The sequence below is a fragment of the Cupriavidus sp. 05N39 genome (assembly GCF_056397325.1).
On record NZ_JBFTNE010000098.1, the window covers coordinates 1 to 17466 of the forward strand.

Below are 17466 nucleotides of genomic sequence, written 5' to 3' on the forward strand. Positions count from 1 at the left end.
GTATTCCTGAGCCTGCTGGGCATTTCGTGGCTCTGGTTCCTTGGCGCCACGTTCCTGACCTCCTTTTTCGGCTTTGCCAAGGACGTGCTGGGCGGCGACCAGAATGTGGTGACGCTGCTGCTGGCGGTGTTCTCGCTCGGCATCGGCACCGGCTCGCTGCTGTGCGAGCGGCTGTCCGGGCGCCACGTCGAGATCGGCCTGGTGCCGTTCGGCTCCATCGGCATGACAGTGTTCGCGGTCGATCTCTTCCTGGCCAGCAACGGCGAGCAGCACGCCGAACTGTCCGGGCTCGCCGGCTTTGCCGCCGACCCGCGCCATTGGCGCGTGCTGGCCGACCTGTTCCTGCTGGCGATGTTCGGCGGCTTCTACAGTGTGCCGCTGTACGCGCTGATCCAGAGCCGCTGCGCGCCCACCCACCGGGCCCGCATCATTGCCGCCAACAACATCCTCAACAGCTTTTTCATGATCGGCTCCTCGCTGCTGGCGGTGGTGCTGACCCAGGCCGGCTTCAGCATTCCGCAATTGTTCCTGGTGGTCGGGCTGCTGAACGCGCTGGTGGCCATCTACATCTACAGCCTGGTGCCGGAATTCCTGCTGCGCTTCATCGCCTGGATCCTGGTGCACACGGTGTACCGCCTGCAGCGCGTGAATTCCGACCGCATCCCGGCCGAAGGCCCCGCGGTGCTGGTGTGCAATCACGTGAGCTTTGCCGATGCGGTAGTGCTGATGGCCGCGAGCCCGCGGCCGGTGCGTTTCCTGATGGACCACAACATCTTCAAGGTGCCGCTGATGTCGTGGTTCTTCCGCCAGGCCAAGGCGATCCCGATCGCGCCCGCGTACGAAGACCCGCAGATGCTGGAGCGTGCCTACGACGAAGTCGCGCGCGCGCTTTCGGAGGGCGACCTGGTCTGTATCTTCCCTGAAGGCAAGATCACCGCCACCGGCGACATCAACCCCTTCAAGCAGGGCGTTCAGCAGATCATCCGGCGTACGCCGGTGCCGGTCGTGCCGATGGCGCTGCGCGGGCTGTGGGGCAGCTTCTTCTCCCGCAAGGGTGGCTCGGCCATGTCCCGCCCGTTCCGGCGCGGCATTCTCAACCGGCTCGAGCTGGTGGTGGGTGAGCCGATCGCGCCGGAGCTGGCTACGCCGGAGAGCCTGCAGCAGGTGGTGCAGGGCTTGCGTGGCGAGTGGCGCTAGGGCGCTAGCGTAGTGCCCGCAGCGGCGGGTATCCCCGATGTCGCCGAGCCAAAGGAGTCGGCAACCATGATCACGCTCTACACCTTTGGGCCGGCATTCGGCCTGCCCGATGCCAGCCCCTTTGTCACCAAGGCCGACCTGCTGCTCAGGCTCGCGGGCCTGCCGTACCGTGCCGAGCGTGGCGGCCTGCGGCGCGCGCCCAAGGGCAAGCTGCCCTATCTCGACGACGCGGGCCGCGTGGTGGCCGATTCCACGCTGATCCGGTGGCACCTRGAGAAGACCTACCACATCGACTTCAATGAAGGGCTGACGCCCGCCCAGCGTGGCACCGCCTGGGCGGTGGAAAAGATGCTGGAAGACAACTTCTACTGGGCAGTGGCCGACGCGCGCTGGAACCATGACGCCAATTTCGCGCGGGGTCCGGCAACTTTCTTCCGGTCCGTGCCCTGGCCGCTGCGCGGGCTGGCGATCCGTTTTGTGCGCTCCAAGATCCGTCGCATCCTGTGGACGCAGGGGCTTGGCCGCCACAGCCCGGCCGACCTGGCCGCCATCGCCAGCCGGGACGTGGCGGCGGTGGCCGACGTGCTGGGCGAGCAACCCTTCCTGATGGGCGACAAGCCATGCGGCGCCGATGCCACCGTCTTTGCGTTCATGGCGGGTGCGCTGTGCCCCTTGTTCGAGACACCGATCCGCACGGCCGCCGAGTCCCATCCCAACCTGGTGGCCTACGTGGCACGCATGCGGGAGCGGTACTACCCGGACCTGGCTCCTGTACGGACGGCCTGATGCGGGCCTGAGGGCACCACCTGAAGACCGGGCGACGCATCCCGGTGCGGCCTGGCGGGGCCGGACGGGCCGCAAAAGCCTTACAATGTAGCCCGTTCCCCAATTCTCACGCCCTCCGCGGTTTCCATCATGTCCGGCAACACTCTCGGCCTGCTCTTCACTGTCACCACTTTCGGCGAATCGCACGGGCCGGCCATCGGCGCGGTGGTGGACGGCTGCCCGCCGGGCATGGAACTCACCGAAGCCGATATCCAGATCGACCTGGACCGCCGCAAGCCCGGCACCTCGCGCCATGTCACGCAGCGCCAGGAAGCCGACCAGGTCGAGATCCTGTCCGGCGTGTTCGAGGGCAAGACCACCGGCACGCCAATCTGCCTGCTGATCCGCAATACCGACCAGCGCAGCAAGGACTACGGCAATATCGTCGAGACCTTCCGGCCCGGCCACGCCGATTACACCTACTGGCAGAAGTACGGCATCCGCGACTATCGTGGCGGCGGCCGTTCGTCGGCGCGCCTGACGGCGCCGGTGGTGGCGGCGGCGGCGGTCGCCAAGAAATGGCTGCGCGAGCAATACGGCACCGAAATCCGGGGCTATATGTCGCAACTGGGCGAGATTCGCGTGCCGTTCGTGGACTGGGCGGAAGTACCGCGGAATCCCTTCTTCGCCCCCAACGCGGAGATCGTGCCGGAACTGGAAACCTATATGGACACGCTGCGGCGCGACGGCGATTCCGTCGGCGCGCGGATCGAGGTAGTGGCCAGCAACGTGCCGGTGGGCCTGGGCGAGCCGCTGTTCGACAAGCTCGATGCCGACATCGCGCACGCGATGATGGGCATCAATGCCGTCAAGGGCGTGGAGATCGGCGCGGGATTTGAAAGCGTCAGCCAGCGCGGCAGCGTGCATGGCGATTCACTCAGCGCGGAAGGATTCCGCGGCAACAACGCCGGCGGCGTGCTGGGCGGCATTTCGACCGGGCAGGACGTGACAGTCTCGCTGGCGATCAAGCCGACCTCCAGTATCCGCACGCCGCGCGAATCCATCGACAAGGCCGGCCAGCCCGCCACGGTGGAGACCTTCGGCCGCCACGATCCCTGCGTGGGCATCCGCGCCACCCCGATCGCCGAAGCCATGCTGGCGCTGGTGCTGATCGATCACGCGCTGCGCCATCGCGCCCAGTGCGGCGATGTCAAGGTCGATACTCCGCGCATCCCCGCCCAGTCACCGCAGTCCGGCCAGTCGCGCTGAGTTGGCGCAGGCGGAACCACACGCCCACGCCCTCGGCGGCGGGCGCGTCGCCGAGACGCGTTTTGGCCTCTTTTACCTCGGCTACTACGGCTATGTCGGCGTTATCTCGCCCTATGTAAGCCTGTTTTTCGCCGGGCGCGGTTTTTCCCCGGTACAGATCGGCGTACTGATGGCCTGCTTCCAGGTCAGCCGCATCGTCGGCCCGTATTTCTGGGGCTGGCTGTCGGACGTGATGCATACGCGGGTGCGCCTGCTGCGCCTGGCCGCCGTCACGGCCTTGCTCGCTTTCCTGATGGTGCCTGGCGTGACCAGCTACGGCGGGATGATGGCGATGATGATCGGGCTGAACCTGATCACCAGCGCCATGTCGCCGCTGGGCGACGCGCTCACGATTTCCACGCTGCGCCGCCATGGCGCCTTCGATCACCGCTACGGGCGCATCCGCATGTTCGGCTCGGCCGGCTTCATTGCGGCCGTGCTGCTGGGCGGGGCGCTGTTCGAGCGTTTCGGCATGGAGGCGTTCCCGTGGCTGGCGAGCACCATGCTGGCGCTGTTCCTGGTGGTGGTGTTCGGCATGCGCGATGCGCCGGACGATGGGCCGCGCGTCAAGCCGCCGCCGGCGCTGCCCTTGCTGCGCCGTCCCGACGTGGTCTGGTTCTTCGGCTCGGCCTTCCTGATGATGTTCGCCCACGCCGCGCTGTATGTGTTCTATTCGCTGTACCTGGAGCAGCTTGGCTACAGCAAGTTCGCCATCGGCGTGATGTGGACCATCGGCGTGGTCGCCGAGATTGTCTTCTTTTTCTACCAGGGCCGGATGTTCGGCAGCGTCCCGCTGCGGACCATCCTGACCGGTACCTTCGTGCTGGCCGCGGTGCGCTTCGGCCTGACCGGCTACCTGGCGGAGCTGTCGTGGCTGATGGCGCTGGTGCAGGTACTGCACGCGGCCACCTTCGGCGCGCATCACAGCGCCAGCCTCAAGCGCCTGCAACGCTGGTTCGCCGGCCCGCTGCAGGGCCGCGGACAGGCGCTTTACACCGGCCTTTCCTATGGTCTTGGCGGCACCTGCGGCGGGTTGGCGATGGGCTGGACCTGGAAGGCGCTGGGTCCGGCCCACACCTTCGGGCTGGCCGCGCTGGCGGCGGCCGGCGGTGCGCTGTGCGCGTTCATGACGTTCCGCACGGAAGCTGCCTCCGACGCTGCCGCGCGGTGACGCAGGCCGGATTGCGCACGCGCTCGCCTCAGAGCAGGCTTGCGACGCGCTCGGCCAGCGCCAGCGACGAGGTCAGCCCTGGCGACTCGATGCCGAACAGGTTGACCAGCCCGGGTACGCCATGCGTAGCCGGACCATCGATGCGGAAATCCGCCGCCGGCTCGCCGGGTCCGCTGATCTTGGGGCGGATGCCCGCATAGCCCGGCTGCAGTGCGCCGTCGGCCAGTCCCGGCCAGTAATTCCGGACTTCGCCRTAGAAGCTGTCGGCATCCGCGGGATCCACGCCGTACTCGATCTCGTCGATCCATCGCACATTGGGGCCGAAGCGCGCCTGGCCGCCCAGGTCGATGGTCAGGTGCACGCCCAGTCCGGCGGCCTCCGGCACCGGGTAGATCAGCCGGGAGAAGGGCGCGCGCCCGGCCAGCGTGAAATAGCAGCCCTTGGCGTAATACTGCGGCGGGATGTGCGCGGCGGGCATGCCCGCGATGCTGCGCGCCAGCGCCGGTGCCGTGAGCCCGGCCGAGTTGATCACGGTACGGGCCAGCAGCGTGGTGCCGGCCGCTTCGCCCTGGCCGCCTACGTCAAGCCGGATGCCATTCGCCGTGACGGCGCCGCGCGCCACCGGCGATTGCACCGCCAGCATGGCGCCGGCATTCTCCGCATCACCCAGCAGGGCCAGCATCAGGCCGTGGCTGTCGACAATGCCGGTCGAGGGCGAAAGCAGGGCGGCACGGCATTGCAGGTTCGGCTCCAGCGCCTGTGCCTCGGCCTGGCTGAGCAGCTGCAGGTCGTGCACGCCATTGGCCGCGGCCTTGGCCCGGATGCCTTCCAGCGTGGCCACCTGGGCCTCGGTGGTGGCGACGATCAGCTTGCCGCAGCGCTGGTGGTTGATATGGTGCGAGGCGCAGTACTCGTACAGCATGGATTTGCCGCGGACGCACATCTCTGCCTTGAGCGATCCGGCCGGATAGTAGATACCGGCATGGATCACTTCGCTGTTGCGCGCGCTGGTAATGGTGCCGAAGGCATTTTCCGCTTCCAGGATGATGACCTCGCGGCCCTGCAAGGCCAACTGCCGCGCCACTGCCAAGCCGACCACGCCGGCGCCGATTACCACGCAATCTACTTGTTCCATTGTGTTCCTCTGCTGCTGCGGCTGACGCCTGCCATGTCATGCGAGCCGCGGTTCCCGGATAGTGTCGTGCCGCTTGGCGGCGTGCGCTTGCCGCGCAAGCTTCAGTTCAAGGCCAGCCCCATGCGCCTCGCTGCCGCGCTGAGATGCCGGCGTGCCGCCTGGCGTGCGGCGCCGGGGTTGCCGGCGGCAATGGCTTCGACCAGCGCGGCGTGTTCGCCGTCCGCGCCTTGCGAGCCGCCGCGAAAGCGCGCGGCGTTTTCCCAGGCCGTTTGACGCGCCGCCAGCATGTGCTGGCCGACGAAATCGGTCAGGCCGGTTAAGCACGGGTTGTGCGCGGCCTGCGCAATCGCATGGTGGAACGCCACATCGGCCGCCGCGGCGCTGGCGAAATCGTCCGCATGTCGGCCCATGGCGGCCAGTGCGGCCTGAATGGCTTGCAAGTCTTCCCCCGTGCGGCGCCGGGCGGCCATTTCGGCGCAGGCGCATTCCACCACCATGCGCAGTTCGAATAGCTGGGCCGGGGTCGGGCCGCCCTGCGGCGCCGTGGCCAAGCGCCACACCTGGCCGCCTGGCGTTTCCGATACGTACGCACCCGAGCCCTTGCGCGTGATCAGCAGGCCTTCCGCCTTCAGTTGCGCGATGGCCTCGCGGACGATCGGGCGGCTCACGCCAAAGGTCTCGCCCAAGGCCGCTTCGGCCGGGAGGCGGGCGCCGGCGGCGAAGCGGCCAGCCGCAATGTCGGCGCGCAGGGCGTCGGCGATGCGGGCGGCAAGCGAGGCGGGGCGGGTCAGAATGGTCATCAGTAAATCTGTAAGGCTGTCAGACAGATTGTGGGGAGAGTTTGCGAGGAAAGCGGGATGGCGTCAAGGATCGCCGGATCGCGATGTCAGGAATCGACCTTAAGGTTTTACGGAACTGGCCGATAAAAAGCCAGGTGAGAAGCGCTATTCACCTTGGACATCGCGGTGAACGTCGGCCTGGACATGGGTACGCGCGTTGCCGTCCGCCCCCTGGGGCGTTTCGGCGAGGCCAGGCGACGCGATATGCGCTGAGCGCCTCGCCGGGTGGTGGCTGCGGGACACGTTCCCGTGGCCACCGTTGGATCTGCCACGCCTGTAGCCTGGGCGTCACTGCTGCCTGCCATGATTGCACTTACCCCTAACGATCTCCCGGTCGGGCAGCCCTTGCCCTGGTCCTTGTTGGACGAGGCGGGAAACCTCGTGCTCGGCAGCGGTAGCGTGATCCCCGAGGATCGCGATGTCGCCCTGGTCTTCCGGCACGGTACGGTGTGCCGGCCCGATAGCGAGCCGGGCGAACTGGAAGATGGCGGCCGGCCCGCCACTGCCGGGCCGCTTGGCCTGCAGGTTGGCACGCTGTTGCAGGTCAAGGCGCCGGGCCAGACGGGCCGCGCCGCCGCCAGCCGGTTGATCGGCTTTGTCGAGCAGGGCCTGTTTGTGACGTGGCCACAGCTCGGCGGCAAGGAATTGCAGGTCCAGGCCGGCGCCACGGTGCTATTGCGCGGCTTTTCCGGCCATGCGATCCTCAGCTTCGAATCAACCGTGACTGCGATCTGTCGCAGTCCCTTCCGCTATCTGGTGTTGTCTGCGCCGGCCGAGTCGCAGCAGCTTCCGGTGCGCACAGCCACCCGCGTGCCGACCCGCCTGGCCGCCTACCTGGTCGATCCCGGGAGCACGGCGAACGACACCCTGCAGGCCGACGGGGCTGCCCCGCAGGCAGGACCGAGCCCCCGCCYGCCGGCCAGGCTGGTGCTGCTGACCGACCTGAGTACCGGCGGCGCGCAGATCCAGATTGCCGGGCCGGTGCCGGCGCCGGGTACATCGGTACGCTTGTGCTTTCATCTGCGCACTGCGGCGCTGGACAGCGAGATCATGGTCGACGGCCTGGTGCGCAACCCGTTGCCCGCCGAGAGCGATACAGAGTTCCCCTCATTCGGCGTTGCTTTCGATGTGCTCGGTGAGCGGGAGTTGACGCTGCTTCAGTGCTTTATCTACGAACAGTTGCTGGCAAGTGCCAGCATGCAGGTTTCTACCTGATGTCCTGTGCCTGCTTGCTATCGGCAGCGGGGGGAAGGACGCTGCCGTGACGGTCGCGCTCATTCCGGCGTTTGGAGCTAATCTTCTAGCGCCAGCCTTGCCCCGCGCGCTCGGGCCGTCTCTACTGTCCCCTGCAATGAAAAGCGGTTATTGCGGCCGCTTGTCCCGATCAGACCCATCACGATGACGAGGAGACATCATGAAGCGGAGCCCTCGCTTCGGCGCCAGCCTTTGCGCGTCCATTTCGGCTTGCCTGCTTGCGGTTGCCGTGCCCGCCACGGCCAATGCCATGAATGGACTTGGCCAGTCCCGTGCATTCTCGGCGGAAGAACGTTTGCTTGGGTTAGACGTCCGGTCTAGCGAAAGACCGGATAACAGCCTCGCCCGCGGCAGCGAGTTCCGTCCTGATCCGGACGGGGCCGGAGTGGGCCTGCTGGCGATGTCTCCCCTGGAAGTCGCCTCGGTCACCGCTATCGGCAAGCCAGGTCCCGATGGTGGCGTATCGGGCGTGGTGCTGGCGTTGATCGACGGCATCGGGCAGGTGCCGCTCGCCGGCCCGGCGCTGATTACCTTGATCGCCGGCGTGGCCGACGTGATCGGTTGGTGTCAGGACGTGCCAGACAGCAAGCCGCATTATCACGATTCGCTGGCATTGCCCGCGACATCGAGCCCGCAAGCCTGAACAGGCAAAAAAAACGGCACCGAATCGGGTGCCGTTTCCTATTGCCCTTGGGGCGAGCTTACATGCCTACGTAGTTCGGGCCGCCACCGCCTTCCGGTGTCACCCATACGATATTCTGCGTGGGATCCTTGATGTCGCAGGTCTTGCAGTGCACGCAGTTCTGCGCATTGATCTGCAGGCGTTCCTTGCCATCGTCGTTCTGCACGAACTCGTAGACGCCAGCCGGGCAGTAACGGCTTTCGGGGCCGGCAAACTTGTCCCAGTTGACGTTGACGGGCACGCTGGCGTCTTTCAGCGTCAGGTGGGCCGGCTGGTTTTCCTCGTGATTGGTGTTGCTGATGAACACCGAACTGAGGCGGTCGAAGGTCAGCTTGCCGTCCGGCTTGGGATAGACGATCTGCTGGCACTCGGCGGCCGGCTTGAGGTAGACGTGGTCCGGCTTCTCGCGGTGGATGGTCCAGGGCGGGTTGCGGATGCCGAGCTTGGGCAGCAGCCATTGCTCGATACCGGTCATCAGGGTGGCGGTGGTGCGCCCCTTCTTGAACCACTGCTTGAAGTTCTTCGCCTGCAGCAGTTCCTTGTGCAGCCAGCTGTTTTCGAAGGCGGTCGGGTATGCCGTCAGTTCGTCATGCTGGCGGCCGGCCTGCAAGGCGTCGTACGCGGCCTCGGCGGCCATCATGCCGGTCTTGATGGCGGCATGGCTGCCCTTGATGCGCGAGGCGTTCAGGTAGCCCGCGTCGCAGCCTACCAGGGCGCCGCCCGGGAATACGGTCTTGGGCAGCGACAGCAGGCCGCCGGCCGTGATGGCGCGGGCGCCGTAGCTGATGCGCTTGCCGCCTTCAAAATACTTGCGGATCTCAGGGTGGGTCTTGAAGCGCTGGAAYTCCTCGAASGGSSWCAGCCACGGGTTSKTGTARTCCAGGCCGACCACGAAGCCCACCGCGACCTTGTTGTCTTCCATGTGGTACAGGAAGGAGCCACCGTAGGTGGCCGGGTCCAGCGGCCAGCCGGCCGTGTGCACCACCAGGCCGGGCTGGTGCTTGGCGGGATCGATCTCCCACAATTCTTTGAGGCCGATGCCGTAGCTCTGCGGATCCTTGCCCGCATCGAGCCTGAACTGCGAAATCACCTGCTTGCCCAGGTGTCCGCGCGAGCCCTCGGCGAAGATGGTGTACTTGGCATGCAGTTCCATGCCGAGCTGGAAGTTCTCGGTGGGCTCGCCTTCCTTGTTGATGCCCATATTGCCGGTGGCCACGCCCTTGACYGAGCCATCGTCGTTGTAGAGCACTTCGGCGGCCGGGAAGCCGGGGAAGATTTCCACGCCCAGCGCTTCGGCCTGCTGGCTCAGCCAGCGCGTGAAGTTGGACAGGCTGATGATGTAGTTGCCGTGGTTGTGGAAACATTCCGGCAGCAGGGCGGACGGGGTTGCCTTGGAACCGGTTTCGTTGAGGAACAGGAATTTGTCTTCAGCGACCGGCTGGTTCAGCGGCGCGCCAAGTTCCTTCCAGTTCGGGAACAACTCATTCAGTGCACGCGGGTCCATGATGGCGCCGGACAGGATGTGGGCGCCGGGTTCGGAGCCTTTTTCCAGCACGCATACGTTGACTTCGTTGCCTTTCTCCTGCGCGAGCTGCTTCAGGCGGATGGCGGTTGCCAGGCCGGCGGGGCCGCCGCCGACGATGACAACGTCGTATTCCATGGCCTCGCGGGGGCCGTACTGCTCCAGGAGCTGTTGCTGATTCATTGTCTCTAACCCTCTATTCTTGGCAACTTGCGCGCAATTGTGGGAAATGCCGTGTTCGGTGGTACCGGGGATGCGATGATCGGGGGAAACCGGGGGGCAAGGGCGGGGCGCAGAAGGCGCCGATCGTGCCGGCCTGCGTGTTTTTCCTCTTTCCCTTTATAGCCCGAGTTCTTAGAATCTCCGGCATTGTCCGGGACTCGCCATGGTCAGGCAAGATTTTTTTTGGAACGACCGTTCTTTTTTTTGATATGCTGCCTTCCATTTGAGCCAGGCAGTTTCGTGAGGAGCACCCCGTAGCCGTGGCCATGGCAGGCGGCGCGGGGGGCTCCCGAACATCGAGGTCAATATGGGTTTGTCGATCAATCTGGAAGGCAAGGTCGCGCTGGTAACAGGCGCTTCGAGCGGTCTGGGCACGCGGTTTGCCCACGTCCTGGCCTCGGCTGGCGCCAAGGTGATACTGGCGTCGCGGCGGACCGAGCGGCTCAAGGAACTGCGTGCCGCGATCGAAGCCGAGGGGGGCAGCGCCCATGTGGTGCAGCTGGACGTGACCGACCACGACAGCATCCGCTCCGCGGTGGCGCATGCCGAGACCGAGGCGGGTGCGATCGATATCCTGGTCAATAACTCGGGGGTTTCCACCACGCAGCGCCTCACCGACGTAACCCCTGACGATTTCGATTTTGTCTTCGATACCAATACCCGGGGTGCCTTTTTCGTGGCCCAGGAAGTGGCCAAGCGTATGATCGCGCGCTCCAAGGGAGCCGAGAAAAACGGCAATCCGCTGCCGCAGTCGCGCATCGTCAACATTGCATCGGTGGCCGGGCTCAAGGTGCTGTCGCAGATCGGCGTGTACTGCATGAGCAAGGCCTCGGTGGTGCATATGACCAAGGCGATGGCGCTGGAATGGGCGCGCCACGGCATCAACGTCAATGCGATCTGCCCCGGCTATATCGATACCGACATCAATCACCACCACTGGGACACCGATGCGGGCCAGAAACTGATCCAGATGCTGCCGCGCAAGCGCGTGGGCAAGCCCGAGGACCTGGACGGCCTGCTGCTGCTGCTGGCGTCCGACCAGTCCGCATTCATCAACGGCGCGATCATCACGGCCGACGACGGCATGGTGTAACCGAGGTCAACGGCGGCGGGCTACACGCCCGCTCGCCCCGGCAAACTGGTTCTGCCACGCACCATAAGTGCGGGCAGGCATGCGGTTCGCTGTCCCTGGGCTTATCCGGTCCCCTTGGGCGCGACGCGCATCGGCGGCTTGCCGGATTGCCCGTTACCGACAGGCCGCGCGAGCCCCGGCCGGGCACATGGGCGCCATGTCCAGCCGATGCCGGGTTGCGGGACCAAGCAAAAGTTCCCGCACGCTCCACAGTCTTGGCATAATCCGCCATGTCTTGAGATTAAGTCTTTACATAATTCAAAGAATATCCGCCTGCGGCCAGGAGCGCCGCGCGGACCGGACCGGAGGCCGGGGAGATGCAAGCAGATAGGGAGGGACGGCGCGATGCCGACCCGCAAGACGTCACGGCCATGCCGGACGAGACTGGCGCCAGCCAGCAAGGGGACAGCGGCTTCAGGGTTTCGCCGCGGCTCGAAGACTGGGTCGGCGTGGTCGTCATGGTGCTGTTGGTGTGCATCACCTTCGCCAATGTGGTGGTCCGTTACTTCACCGATGAGTCCTTTGCCTGGACCGAGGAATTCTCGGTCTTCCTGATGATCGTGCTGGCCCTGGTGGCAGGCAGCGCCGCGGTGGCGCGCGACCGCAATATCCGCATCGAGTTTTTCTTCGAGCGCGGCAGCGCGGCTCGGCAGCGGCGCCTGGCAGTATTGTCGGCGCTGGCCGTCGCGGTGATGTTCATCGCGCTGGCGGTACTGGGCGGGCGCATCGCCTGGGACGAATACACGTTTGGCGAGACCTCGCCGGGCATCGGCGTGCCAAGCTGGTGGTACTCGGTCTGGCTGCCGGTGCTGTCGGCCGCCATCGCGCTGCGGGCGTTCGGCGTGGCGGTACGCAACCTGCGCGCGCTCAAGGCCATGCATGCCGGGAGCGCGGATGGCGTACCTGCTTCGGAGTCCGCGCCATGACCCTCGTTGCGATCATTCTGTTTGTGGTTTTTCTTGGCCTGATGATGCTTGGCGTGCCGATCGGCGTGTCGCTGGGCCTCGGTGGCCTGGTGGCGATCGGCCTGTCCAACCTGGATACGCAGATGTTCGGCCTGCTGGCCGTGCCGCAGAACTTCTACGCCGGCCTCGGCAAATACCCGCTGCTGGCCATCCCGATGTTCGTGCTGGTCGGTTCGATCTTCGATCGTTCCGGCGTGGCGCAGCGTCTCGTGACCTTCGCCATTGCCATCGTCGGGCGCGGCCCCGGCATGCTGCCGCTGGTGGCCATCCTGGTGGCCATGTTCCTGGGCGGGATCTCCGGCTCCGGCCCGGCCAACGCGGCCGCGGTGGGCGGCGTGATGATCGCGGCCATGTCGCGGGCCGGATATCCCGGCGCGTACAGCGCGGCCGTGGTTGGCGCCGCCGCCGCCACCGACATCCTGATCCCGCCCTCGGTTGCCTTCATCATCTATAGCGTGCTGGTGCCCGGCGCGTCGGTGCCGGCGCTGTTCGCCGCCGGCATGATCCCCGGCATCCTGGCCGGTGTGGCGCTGATCGTGCCGGCCGTCTGGCTGGCACGCAAGCACAATATGGGCGCCATCGAGGCCGGGCTGCCGCGTCCGCCGTTCTGGAAGAGCCTGCGCGAAGCGGCCTGGGGGCTGGTCGCGCCGTTCCTGATCCTGGGCGGCATGCGCGCGGGCTGGTTCACGCCGACCGAGGCTGCCGTGGTGGCAGTCGTGTACGGCTTGTTCGTCGGCATGGTGATCTATCGCAGCATCGGCCTGCGCGACCTGTTCGTGATCTTTCAGGAAGCGGCGGAGACTTCCGCGGTCATCCTGCTGGTGGTGGCGCTGGCCGGCATCTTTGCCTATGCGCTGTCCACGCTGGGCGTGATCGATCCGCTGGCCAATGCCATCGCGCATTCGGGGCTGGGCGAGTACGGCGTGCTGGCGCTGATCGTGGCCTTGCTGATGACGGTGGGGATGTTCCTCGACGGCATTTCGATCTTCCTGATCTTCGTGCCGCTGCTGCTGCCGATCGCCAACGCCTTCCACTGGAATCCGGTGTGGTTCGGCGTGGTGTTGACGCTCAAGGTCGCGCTTGGCCAATTTACGCCGCCGCTGGCGGTGAACCTGATGGTCTCGTGCCGGATCGCGCGCGTGCGGATGGAAGAGACCGTACCCTGGGTGATCTGGATGCTGCTGGCCATGTTCGTCGCCATGCTGATGGTGCTGGCCTATCCGCCACTGGCGACGTGGCTCCCGGACTATCTCGGTTATTGAAGCTGAATCGGAAGTTGATCCCATGGACGGGCTTCGCGGCTCGCCTGCGGGATCGCGCAATGAGCCACGCTCAACGCAGTGCATAAGAAACACACAACACATCCTGAGAGGAGAGAATCCATGAAACGTCGTGCCTTGATGCTGTCGCTGGCAGCCACCATCGCCGCTGCCGCCCTCGCGCCCGCTGGCGCCATGGCGCAGGCCTACAAAGCCGAGTACAAGATGTCGCTGGTGCTCGGCCCGGCCTTCCCGTGGGGCAAGGGCGGCGAGATCTGGGCTGACCTGGTGCGCCAGCGCACCAGCGGCCGCATCAATATCAAGCTCTACCCCGGCACCTCGCTGGTGGCGGGCGACCAGACCCGCGAGTTCTCGGCGATCCGCCAGGGCGTGATCGACATGGCGGTCGGCTCGACCATCAACTGGTCGCCGCAGGTCAAGGAACTGAACCTGTTCTCGCTGCCGTTCCTGATGCCGGACTACAAGGCGCTGGACGTGCTCACCCAGGGTGAGGTCGGCAAATCGATCTTCGCGACGCTGGACAAGTCCGGCGTGGTGCCGCTGGCCTGGGGCGAGAACGGCTTCCGCGAAGTCTCCAACTCCAAGCGCGAAGTCCGCAAGCCGGAGGACCTGAAGGGCATGAAGCTGCGTGTGGTGGGCTCGCCGCTGTATATCGAGACCTTCAACGCACTCGGCGCCAATCCGACCCAGATGAGCTGGGCCGACGCGCAGCCGGCCATGGCCTCGGGCGCCGTGGATGGCCAGGAGAACCCGCAATCCGTGTTCGCCGCTGCCAAGCTCTACACGGTGGGTCAGAAGTTCGTCACCACCTGGGGCTACGTGGCCGACCCGCTGATCTTCGTGGTCAACAAGCAGATCTGGGAAAGCTGGACGCCGGCCGACCGCGAGATCGTCAAGCAGGCCGCCATCGATGCCGGCAAGCAGGAAATCGCGCTGGCGCGCAAGGGCCTGGTTGAGCCGGGCGTGCCGGGCTGGAAGGATATGGAAGCCCACGGTGTGAAGGTGTCGCAACTGACGCCGGCCGAGCACGATGCCTTTCGCAAGGCCACGGCCAAGGTCTACGACAAGTGGAAGAAGCAGATCGGCACCGACCTGGTCAGCAAGGCTGAAGCCTCGATCGCCAAGCGGTAAGCCGTGGGGAGGGATCGCGGTGCCTGCGAGGGCACGGAGAGCAGGGGCCGTTCGCGGACCCTGCTCTCCTTTGGCGGACGGATTGCGTCGCCAAAATGATCGCAATTGTCACAAATTTGGGAATATCCCGGTCGTTTGATAGAATGCGCCTTTCGCGGCGCATGGGAATTCCATCGCCGCGCGCCTGCCGCGCGCGCGGCGGCGGCCCGGGATCCCAAGAAGGTCCCGTCCTGTGTCCCGACCGGAATGTCATGCCGAACAAGCCTCGCCGTACCTCCTTGCCTGCCCGCCTGACGGGCCTAGCCCTGCTGCTGTCCGTGGCTGGTGCGCAGGCTGCGATGGCGCAGGCAGCATCGCCTGCCGTCCAGGTGGCGCAGGACAGCCTGCCGGCATCGGCCTCTTCGCTGGGGCTTGTGGCGGAACTACAGCAACGGCTGCGGGACAAGGCCGTGCGCGAACTGCGTACCAGCTACAACGGCGATTACGGCACCACGCTGATGCTTGCGGACGACCAGGTGGTCTGCTACGTGGCGCTGTTCTATCAGAAGAACCTCTGGCGGGTTTTCCGCTTTGAGTCGTTCGCTGCGGCGGAGCAGGCTTACCGCCAGTTGACCCAGCAGAGCACGGCCTGGGCGGACGACGATATCCGCCGACAGGTGCTGGCATCGCAGAAACGCGCATTTGACCGGGCCTTGCAAGAGAGCGAGGCGCGGGCAAACGCGCTCAACGAAGACGTGCGCGTGATGCAGGCGCAGCGCCAGCGCATCGCCGAGGAGCAGAAGGTGTCGCGCGTCGAGGTGCAGAGCGCGGAAATCGAGARCCGTGCCTCGCGCATCCGCCTGGAGCAGCTGCAGCAGCAGATTCGCCGCATGGAGTCGTCGCTGACGGATTCCGGGCTGGTCATCCCCGGGGCGCCGGGGAGTGACCGTCCGGCGCGCCGCCAATAAGCCGTTTGCGCCTGCTTGGCAGAAATTTCCGAATGCTGAAGCAGAACTGTCTGAATTTCCCTATCTTTCCGTAGCGCTATGATTTCGCCCGGACCCGTTTCGCCCGCATAGGCTGGCGAGGCCGCGTCGCGTTTGCGCTGCAGAGGTGAGCCCCAGTGTCCCATTCCATTTTTCCATCGTACGCCAATCTTGATGTGCCGCCCCCATGGGGCACGGAGTTGGATGTGCGCGATGCGTTGGCGGCAATGCGTACCGCAGCTATCAAGCAGCATCTTGCTGCCACCGGTCCTGCGCATGCGCAGTCGTTGCGTCGCGTGCGCCTGCGCGGGCTGGCGGCCGGTGCGTTTGGCGGCGGCCTGGCTGTCGTGGTGGCGTGGCTTGTGACAGTGCTACTGGTGGCTCCGGCGCCATTACCCGCGCCCGCTACCGCCGGATTGCAAGCCGTGACCGTCCAGCGACCGGAAACTGCGGCGGCAGACGTGCAGAACTTGCCCGCGCCGCCGGATCCCGTTGCTGCCTTGCCTGCGGAACCCGCCGGCTACGAGCCCGAACCGGTCGCCGTGCCTCATCCCGTCGTAATCGCCCAAAGGGGCCGGCCGAAGGCGGGCGAAAGGGGGGCTACGGCCACGGCAGCCAGCCCGGTGACGCCGGCTGCGAATGCGGTCACACGGAGGCAGCCGTATGCCGCTCCGGTCCGGTTCGTGCCCTCGGCCAGCGGCAACGACAGCCAGACGCAGCCGCGCAGCGAGGCGGCCGATTTGCCGGTCTCAGGCGCCCCGGATATCGACCTGCGCCCGAGCGCAGTCGCATTCGTGCCGCCTGACATGCGCTTCGAACTGCAAGGCCATGCCCGGCTGATCGACGACTAAGGCGGGCGCGCCAGGCGCGAACCGTCGTTTCCGCCGATGGAAGCGAAGCGCCCCCGTGATAGGCTCGGGGCCATGAAACCCGTATTCACTCTCCTCATGCCCATCCGGTGGGGCGACATGGACGCCATGGGCCATGTCAACAACACGGTCTACTTCCGCTACCTGGAGCAGGCGCGCATTGCCTGGTTCGAGTCGCTCGGCCTTGGCGGCAAGGATGCCAACGGTTGCGGCCCGATCATCATCAACGCGCACATGACCTTCATCAGGCAGTTACGCTATCCGGGCGATATCGAGTGCCGCCTGTTTGCCGGCGATCTGGGACGCACCAGCTTCGAGACCCACATGGAGATCCGCCGCACCGATCAGCCCGATGTGGTGTATGCGGAGGGCGGCGCCAAGGTGGTGTGGTGTGACTATGAGGCCGAGAAATCGGTACCCGTGCCGCCGGCGATCCGTGCGCTGATGGCGTAGGCGTTCCGCGCCCCTAGTGGTTGACCAGGCGTTGCACCAGGTCCACCGAGGTATGGGCGCCGTATTTCTTCATCAGCCTGGCCCGGTAGATGTCCACCGTGCGCGGGCTGATCGACAGCAGCTTGCCGATCTGCTTGCTGGTCTTGCCGTCGACCAGCTGCGCGGCGATATCGCGCTCGCGGGCCGTCAGCTCGGCGGTGACCGGACGCTTCTGCGAGAGATCTTCGAAGGTCCAGATGCCGGCGCCCAGCGGCTGCTGGCGATCCAGCGAGCGTCCGGTGACATGGCACCAGAACAGCTCGCCGCCGGCGCGCTTCATGATGCGCTCGTCGGAGTAAGTGCCCTTGGCGTTCATGATGGGCACGATCCGCGCGCCGGTGCGCTCGAATTCATCCGCGGTGGGATAGAGTACCTGGAACGACTCGCCGATCAGGGCCTGCCTGGTGGTGCCGAAGATGCGGCAAAGCTCGTCATTGCAGTCCTCGATCATGCGCTCGCGCGACAGCACAAGGCCCACTGGCGCGAGCTGGAAAGCGGTCTGGTAGTCGATAGCGGGCATTTGCTTATGTAATTGTA

The 17466-nt window shown here is 65.9% G+C and carries 17 protein-coding genes; 13 read left to right on the plus strand and 4 right to left on the minus strand.

The genetic code is table 11. The annotated features are described in order from the left end of the window. The 4 genes from AC1DN0_RS32555 to AC1DN0_RS32570 all read left to right on the plus strand — a co-directional run. Window positions 1–1197: 1-acyl-sn-glycerol-3-phosphate acyltransferase (locus AC1DN0_RS32555; protein ID WP_477146303.1), on the plus strand; the 1197-nt coding region annotated here is incomplete at its 5' end. Window positions 1198–1263: 66 nt separating this feature from the next. Beyond that, window positions 1264–1983: a glutathione S-transferase C-terminal domain-containing protein gene (locus AC1DN0_RS32560; RefSeq protein ID WP_441627331.1), complete on the plus strand. Its 720-nt coding sequence runs from the start codon at window positions 1264–1266 to the stop codon at window positions 1981–1983. A gap of 129 nt (window positions 1984–2112) precedes the next feature. Next, on the plus strand, window positions 2113–3231 hold the full coding sequence (aroC, locus tag AC1DN0_RS32565) for a chorismate synthase (protein WP_441627329.1): 1119 nt from the start codon (window positions 2113–2115) through the stop codon (window positions 3229–3231). Window position 3232: 1 nt separating this feature from the next. Then, complete coding sequence (locus AC1DN0_RS32570) at window positions 3233–4441, plus strand: MFS transporter (protein WP_441627327.1); 1209 nt, start codon at window positions 3233–3235, stop codon at window positions 4439–4441. A gap of 28 nt (window positions 4442–4469) precedes the next feature. Here AC1DN0_RS32570 and AC1DN0_RS32575 read toward each other — a convergent pair whose 3' ends face one another. Further along, the gene (locus tag AC1DN0_RS32575; RefSeq protein WP_477111037.1) at window positions 4470–5576 is read right to left on the minus strand and encodes an NAD(P)/FAD-dependent oxidoreductase; all 1107 of its coding nucleotides are present in this window, start codon (window positions 5574–5576) and stop codon (window positions 4470–4472) included. Between the two features lie 101 nt (window positions 5577–5677). Then, on the minus strand, window positions 5678–6376 hold the full coding sequence (locus AC1DN0_RS32580; protein ID WP_477111036.1) for a FadR/GntR family transcriptional regulator: 699 nt from the start codon (window positions 6374–6376) through the stop codon (window positions 5678–5680). Window positions 6377–6718: 342 nt separating this feature from the next. On the opposite strand from AC1DN0_RS32580, the gene AC1DN0_RS32585 reads away from it, so the two are divergent. Both AC1DN0_RS32585 and AC1DN0_RS32590 read left to right on the plus strand, forming a co-directional pair. After that, window positions 6719–7630 (plus strand): flagellar brake protein, encoded by a 912-nt coding sequence (locus AC1DN0_RS32585; RefSeq protein WP_477146304.1) that lies wholly within the window; start codon window positions 6719–6721, stop codon window positions 7628–7630. Between the two features lie 199 nt (window positions 7631–7829). Continuing rightward, window positions 7830–8312: a hypothetical protein gene (locus AC1DN0_RS32590; protein ID WP_477111035.1), complete on the plus strand. Its 483-nt coding sequence runs from the start codon at window positions 7830–7832 to the stop codon at window positions 8310–8312. A 58-nt stretch (window positions 8313–8370) separates the two neighbouring features. Here the strand turns inward: AC1DN0_RS32590 and AC1DN0_RS32595 are convergent, their stop codons facing one another. Continuing rightward, on the minus strand, window positions 8371–10056 hold the full coding sequence (locus AC1DN0_RS32595) for an electron transfer flavoprotein-ubiquinone oxidoreductase (RefSeq protein ID WP_477146305.1): 1686 nt from the start codon (window positions 10054–10056) through the stop codon (window positions 8371–8373). Between the two features lie 346 nt (window positions 10057–10402). Here AC1DN0_RS32595 and AC1DN0_RS32600 point away from each other — a divergent pair, with 346 nt between their 5' ends. From AC1DN0_RS32600 to AC1DN0_RS32630, 7 genes are all read left to right on the plus strand, one after another. Further along, window positions 10403–11188: an SDR family oxidoreductase gene (locus tag AC1DN0_RS32600; protein ID WP_045240045.1), complete on the plus strand. Its 786-nt coding sequence runs from the start codon at window positions 10403–10405 to the stop codon at window positions 11186–11188. Between the two features lie 356 nt (window positions 11189–11544). Further along, window positions 11545–12153, plus strand: a complete 609-nt coding sequence (locus tag AC1DN0_RS32605) for a TRAP transporter small permease (protein WP_477111033.1) — start codon at window positions 11545–11547, stop codon at window positions 12151–12153. After that, window positions 12150–13454: a TRAP transporter large permease gene (locus AC1DN0_RS32610; protein ID WP_441627313.1), complete on the plus strand. Its 1305-nt coding sequence runs from the start codon at window positions 12150–12152 to the stop codon at window positions 13452–13454. Before AC1DN0_RS32605 ends, AC1DN0_RS32610 begins: the two co-directional genes overlap by 4 nt. A gap of 120 nt (window positions 13455–13574) precedes the next feature. After that, entirely contained in the window at window positions 13575–14603 is a 1029-nt protein-coding gene (locus AC1DN0_RS32615; RefSeq protein ID WP_477111032.1) for a DctP family TRAP transporter solute-binding subunit, read from the plus strand. Window positions 14604–14854: 251 nt separating this feature from the next. After that, window positions 14855–15550, plus strand: coding sequence for a DUF2968 domain-containing protein (locus AC1DN0_RS32620; protein ID WP_477146306.1), 696 nt, complete (start codon window positions 14855–14857; stop codon window positions 15548–15550). A 245-nt stretch (window positions 15551–15795) separates the two neighbouring features. Then, window positions 15796–16419: a hypothetical protein gene (locus AC1DN0_RS32625; protein WP_441627307.1), complete on the plus strand. Its 624-nt coding sequence runs from the start codon at window positions 15796–15798 to the stop codon at window positions 16417–16419. Between the two features lie 72 nt (window positions 16420–16491). After that, window positions 16492–16890 carry an acyl-CoA thioesterase gene (locus AC1DN0_RS32630; protein WP_441627305.1) on the plus strand — a complete coding sequence of 133 codons (399 nt, stop codon included), beginning with the start codon at window positions 16492–16494 and terminating at the stop codon, window positions 16888–16890. A gap of 13 nt (window positions 16891–16903) precedes the next feature. Here AC1DN0_RS32630 and AC1DN0_RS32635 read toward each other — a convergent pair whose 3' ends face one another. After that, on the minus strand, window positions 16904–17449 hold the full coding sequence (locus AC1DN0_RS32635) for a PAS domain-containing protein (RefSeq protein ID WP_441627303.1): 546 nt from the start codon (window positions 17447–17449) through the stop codon (window positions 16904–16906). Window positions 17450–17466: the final 17 nt, after the last annotated feature.

Coding starts and splice junctions, on each gene's coding strand:
- aroC (WP_441627329.1), top strand. CDS start 2,113: ATGTCCGGCAACACTCTCGGCCTGCTCTTCACTGTCACCACTTTCGGC.
- AC1DN0_RS32580 (WP_477111036.1), bottom strand. CDS start 6,376: ATGACCATTCTGACCCGCCCCGCCTCGCTTGCCGCCCGCATCGCCGAC.
- AC1DN0_RS32590 (WP_477111035.1), top strand. CDS start 7,830: ATGAAGCGGAGCCCTCGCTTCGGCGCCAGCCTTTGCGCGTCCATTTCG.
- AC1DN0_RS32600 (WP_045240045.1), top strand. CDS start 10,403: ATGGGTTTGTCGATCAATCTGGAAGGCAAGGTCGCGCTGGTAACAGGC.
- AC1DN0_RS32605 (WP_477111033.1), top strand. CDS start 11,545: ATGCAAGCAGATAGGGAGGGACGGCGCGATGCCGACCCGCAAGACGTC.
- AC1DN0_RS32610 (WP_441627313.1), top strand. CDS start 12,150: ATGACCCTCGTTGCGATCATTCTGTTTGTGGTTTTTCTTGGCCTGATG.
- AC1DN0_RS32615 (WP_477111032.1), top strand. CDS start 13,575: ATGAAACGTCGTGCCTTGATGCTGTCGCTGGCAGCCACCATCGCCGCT.
- AC1DN0_RS32625 (WP_441627307.1), top strand. CDS start 15,796: ATGCGTACCGCAGCTATCAAGCAGCATCTTGCTGCCACCGGTCCTGCG.
- AC1DN0_RS32630 (WP_441627305.1), top strand. CDS start 16,492: ATGAAACCCGTATTCACTCTCCTCATGCCCATCCGGTGGGGCGACATG.
- AC1DN0_RS32635 (WP_441627303.1), bottom strand. CDS start 17,449: ATGCCCGCTATCGACTACCAGACCGCTTTCCAGCTCGCGCCAGTGGGC.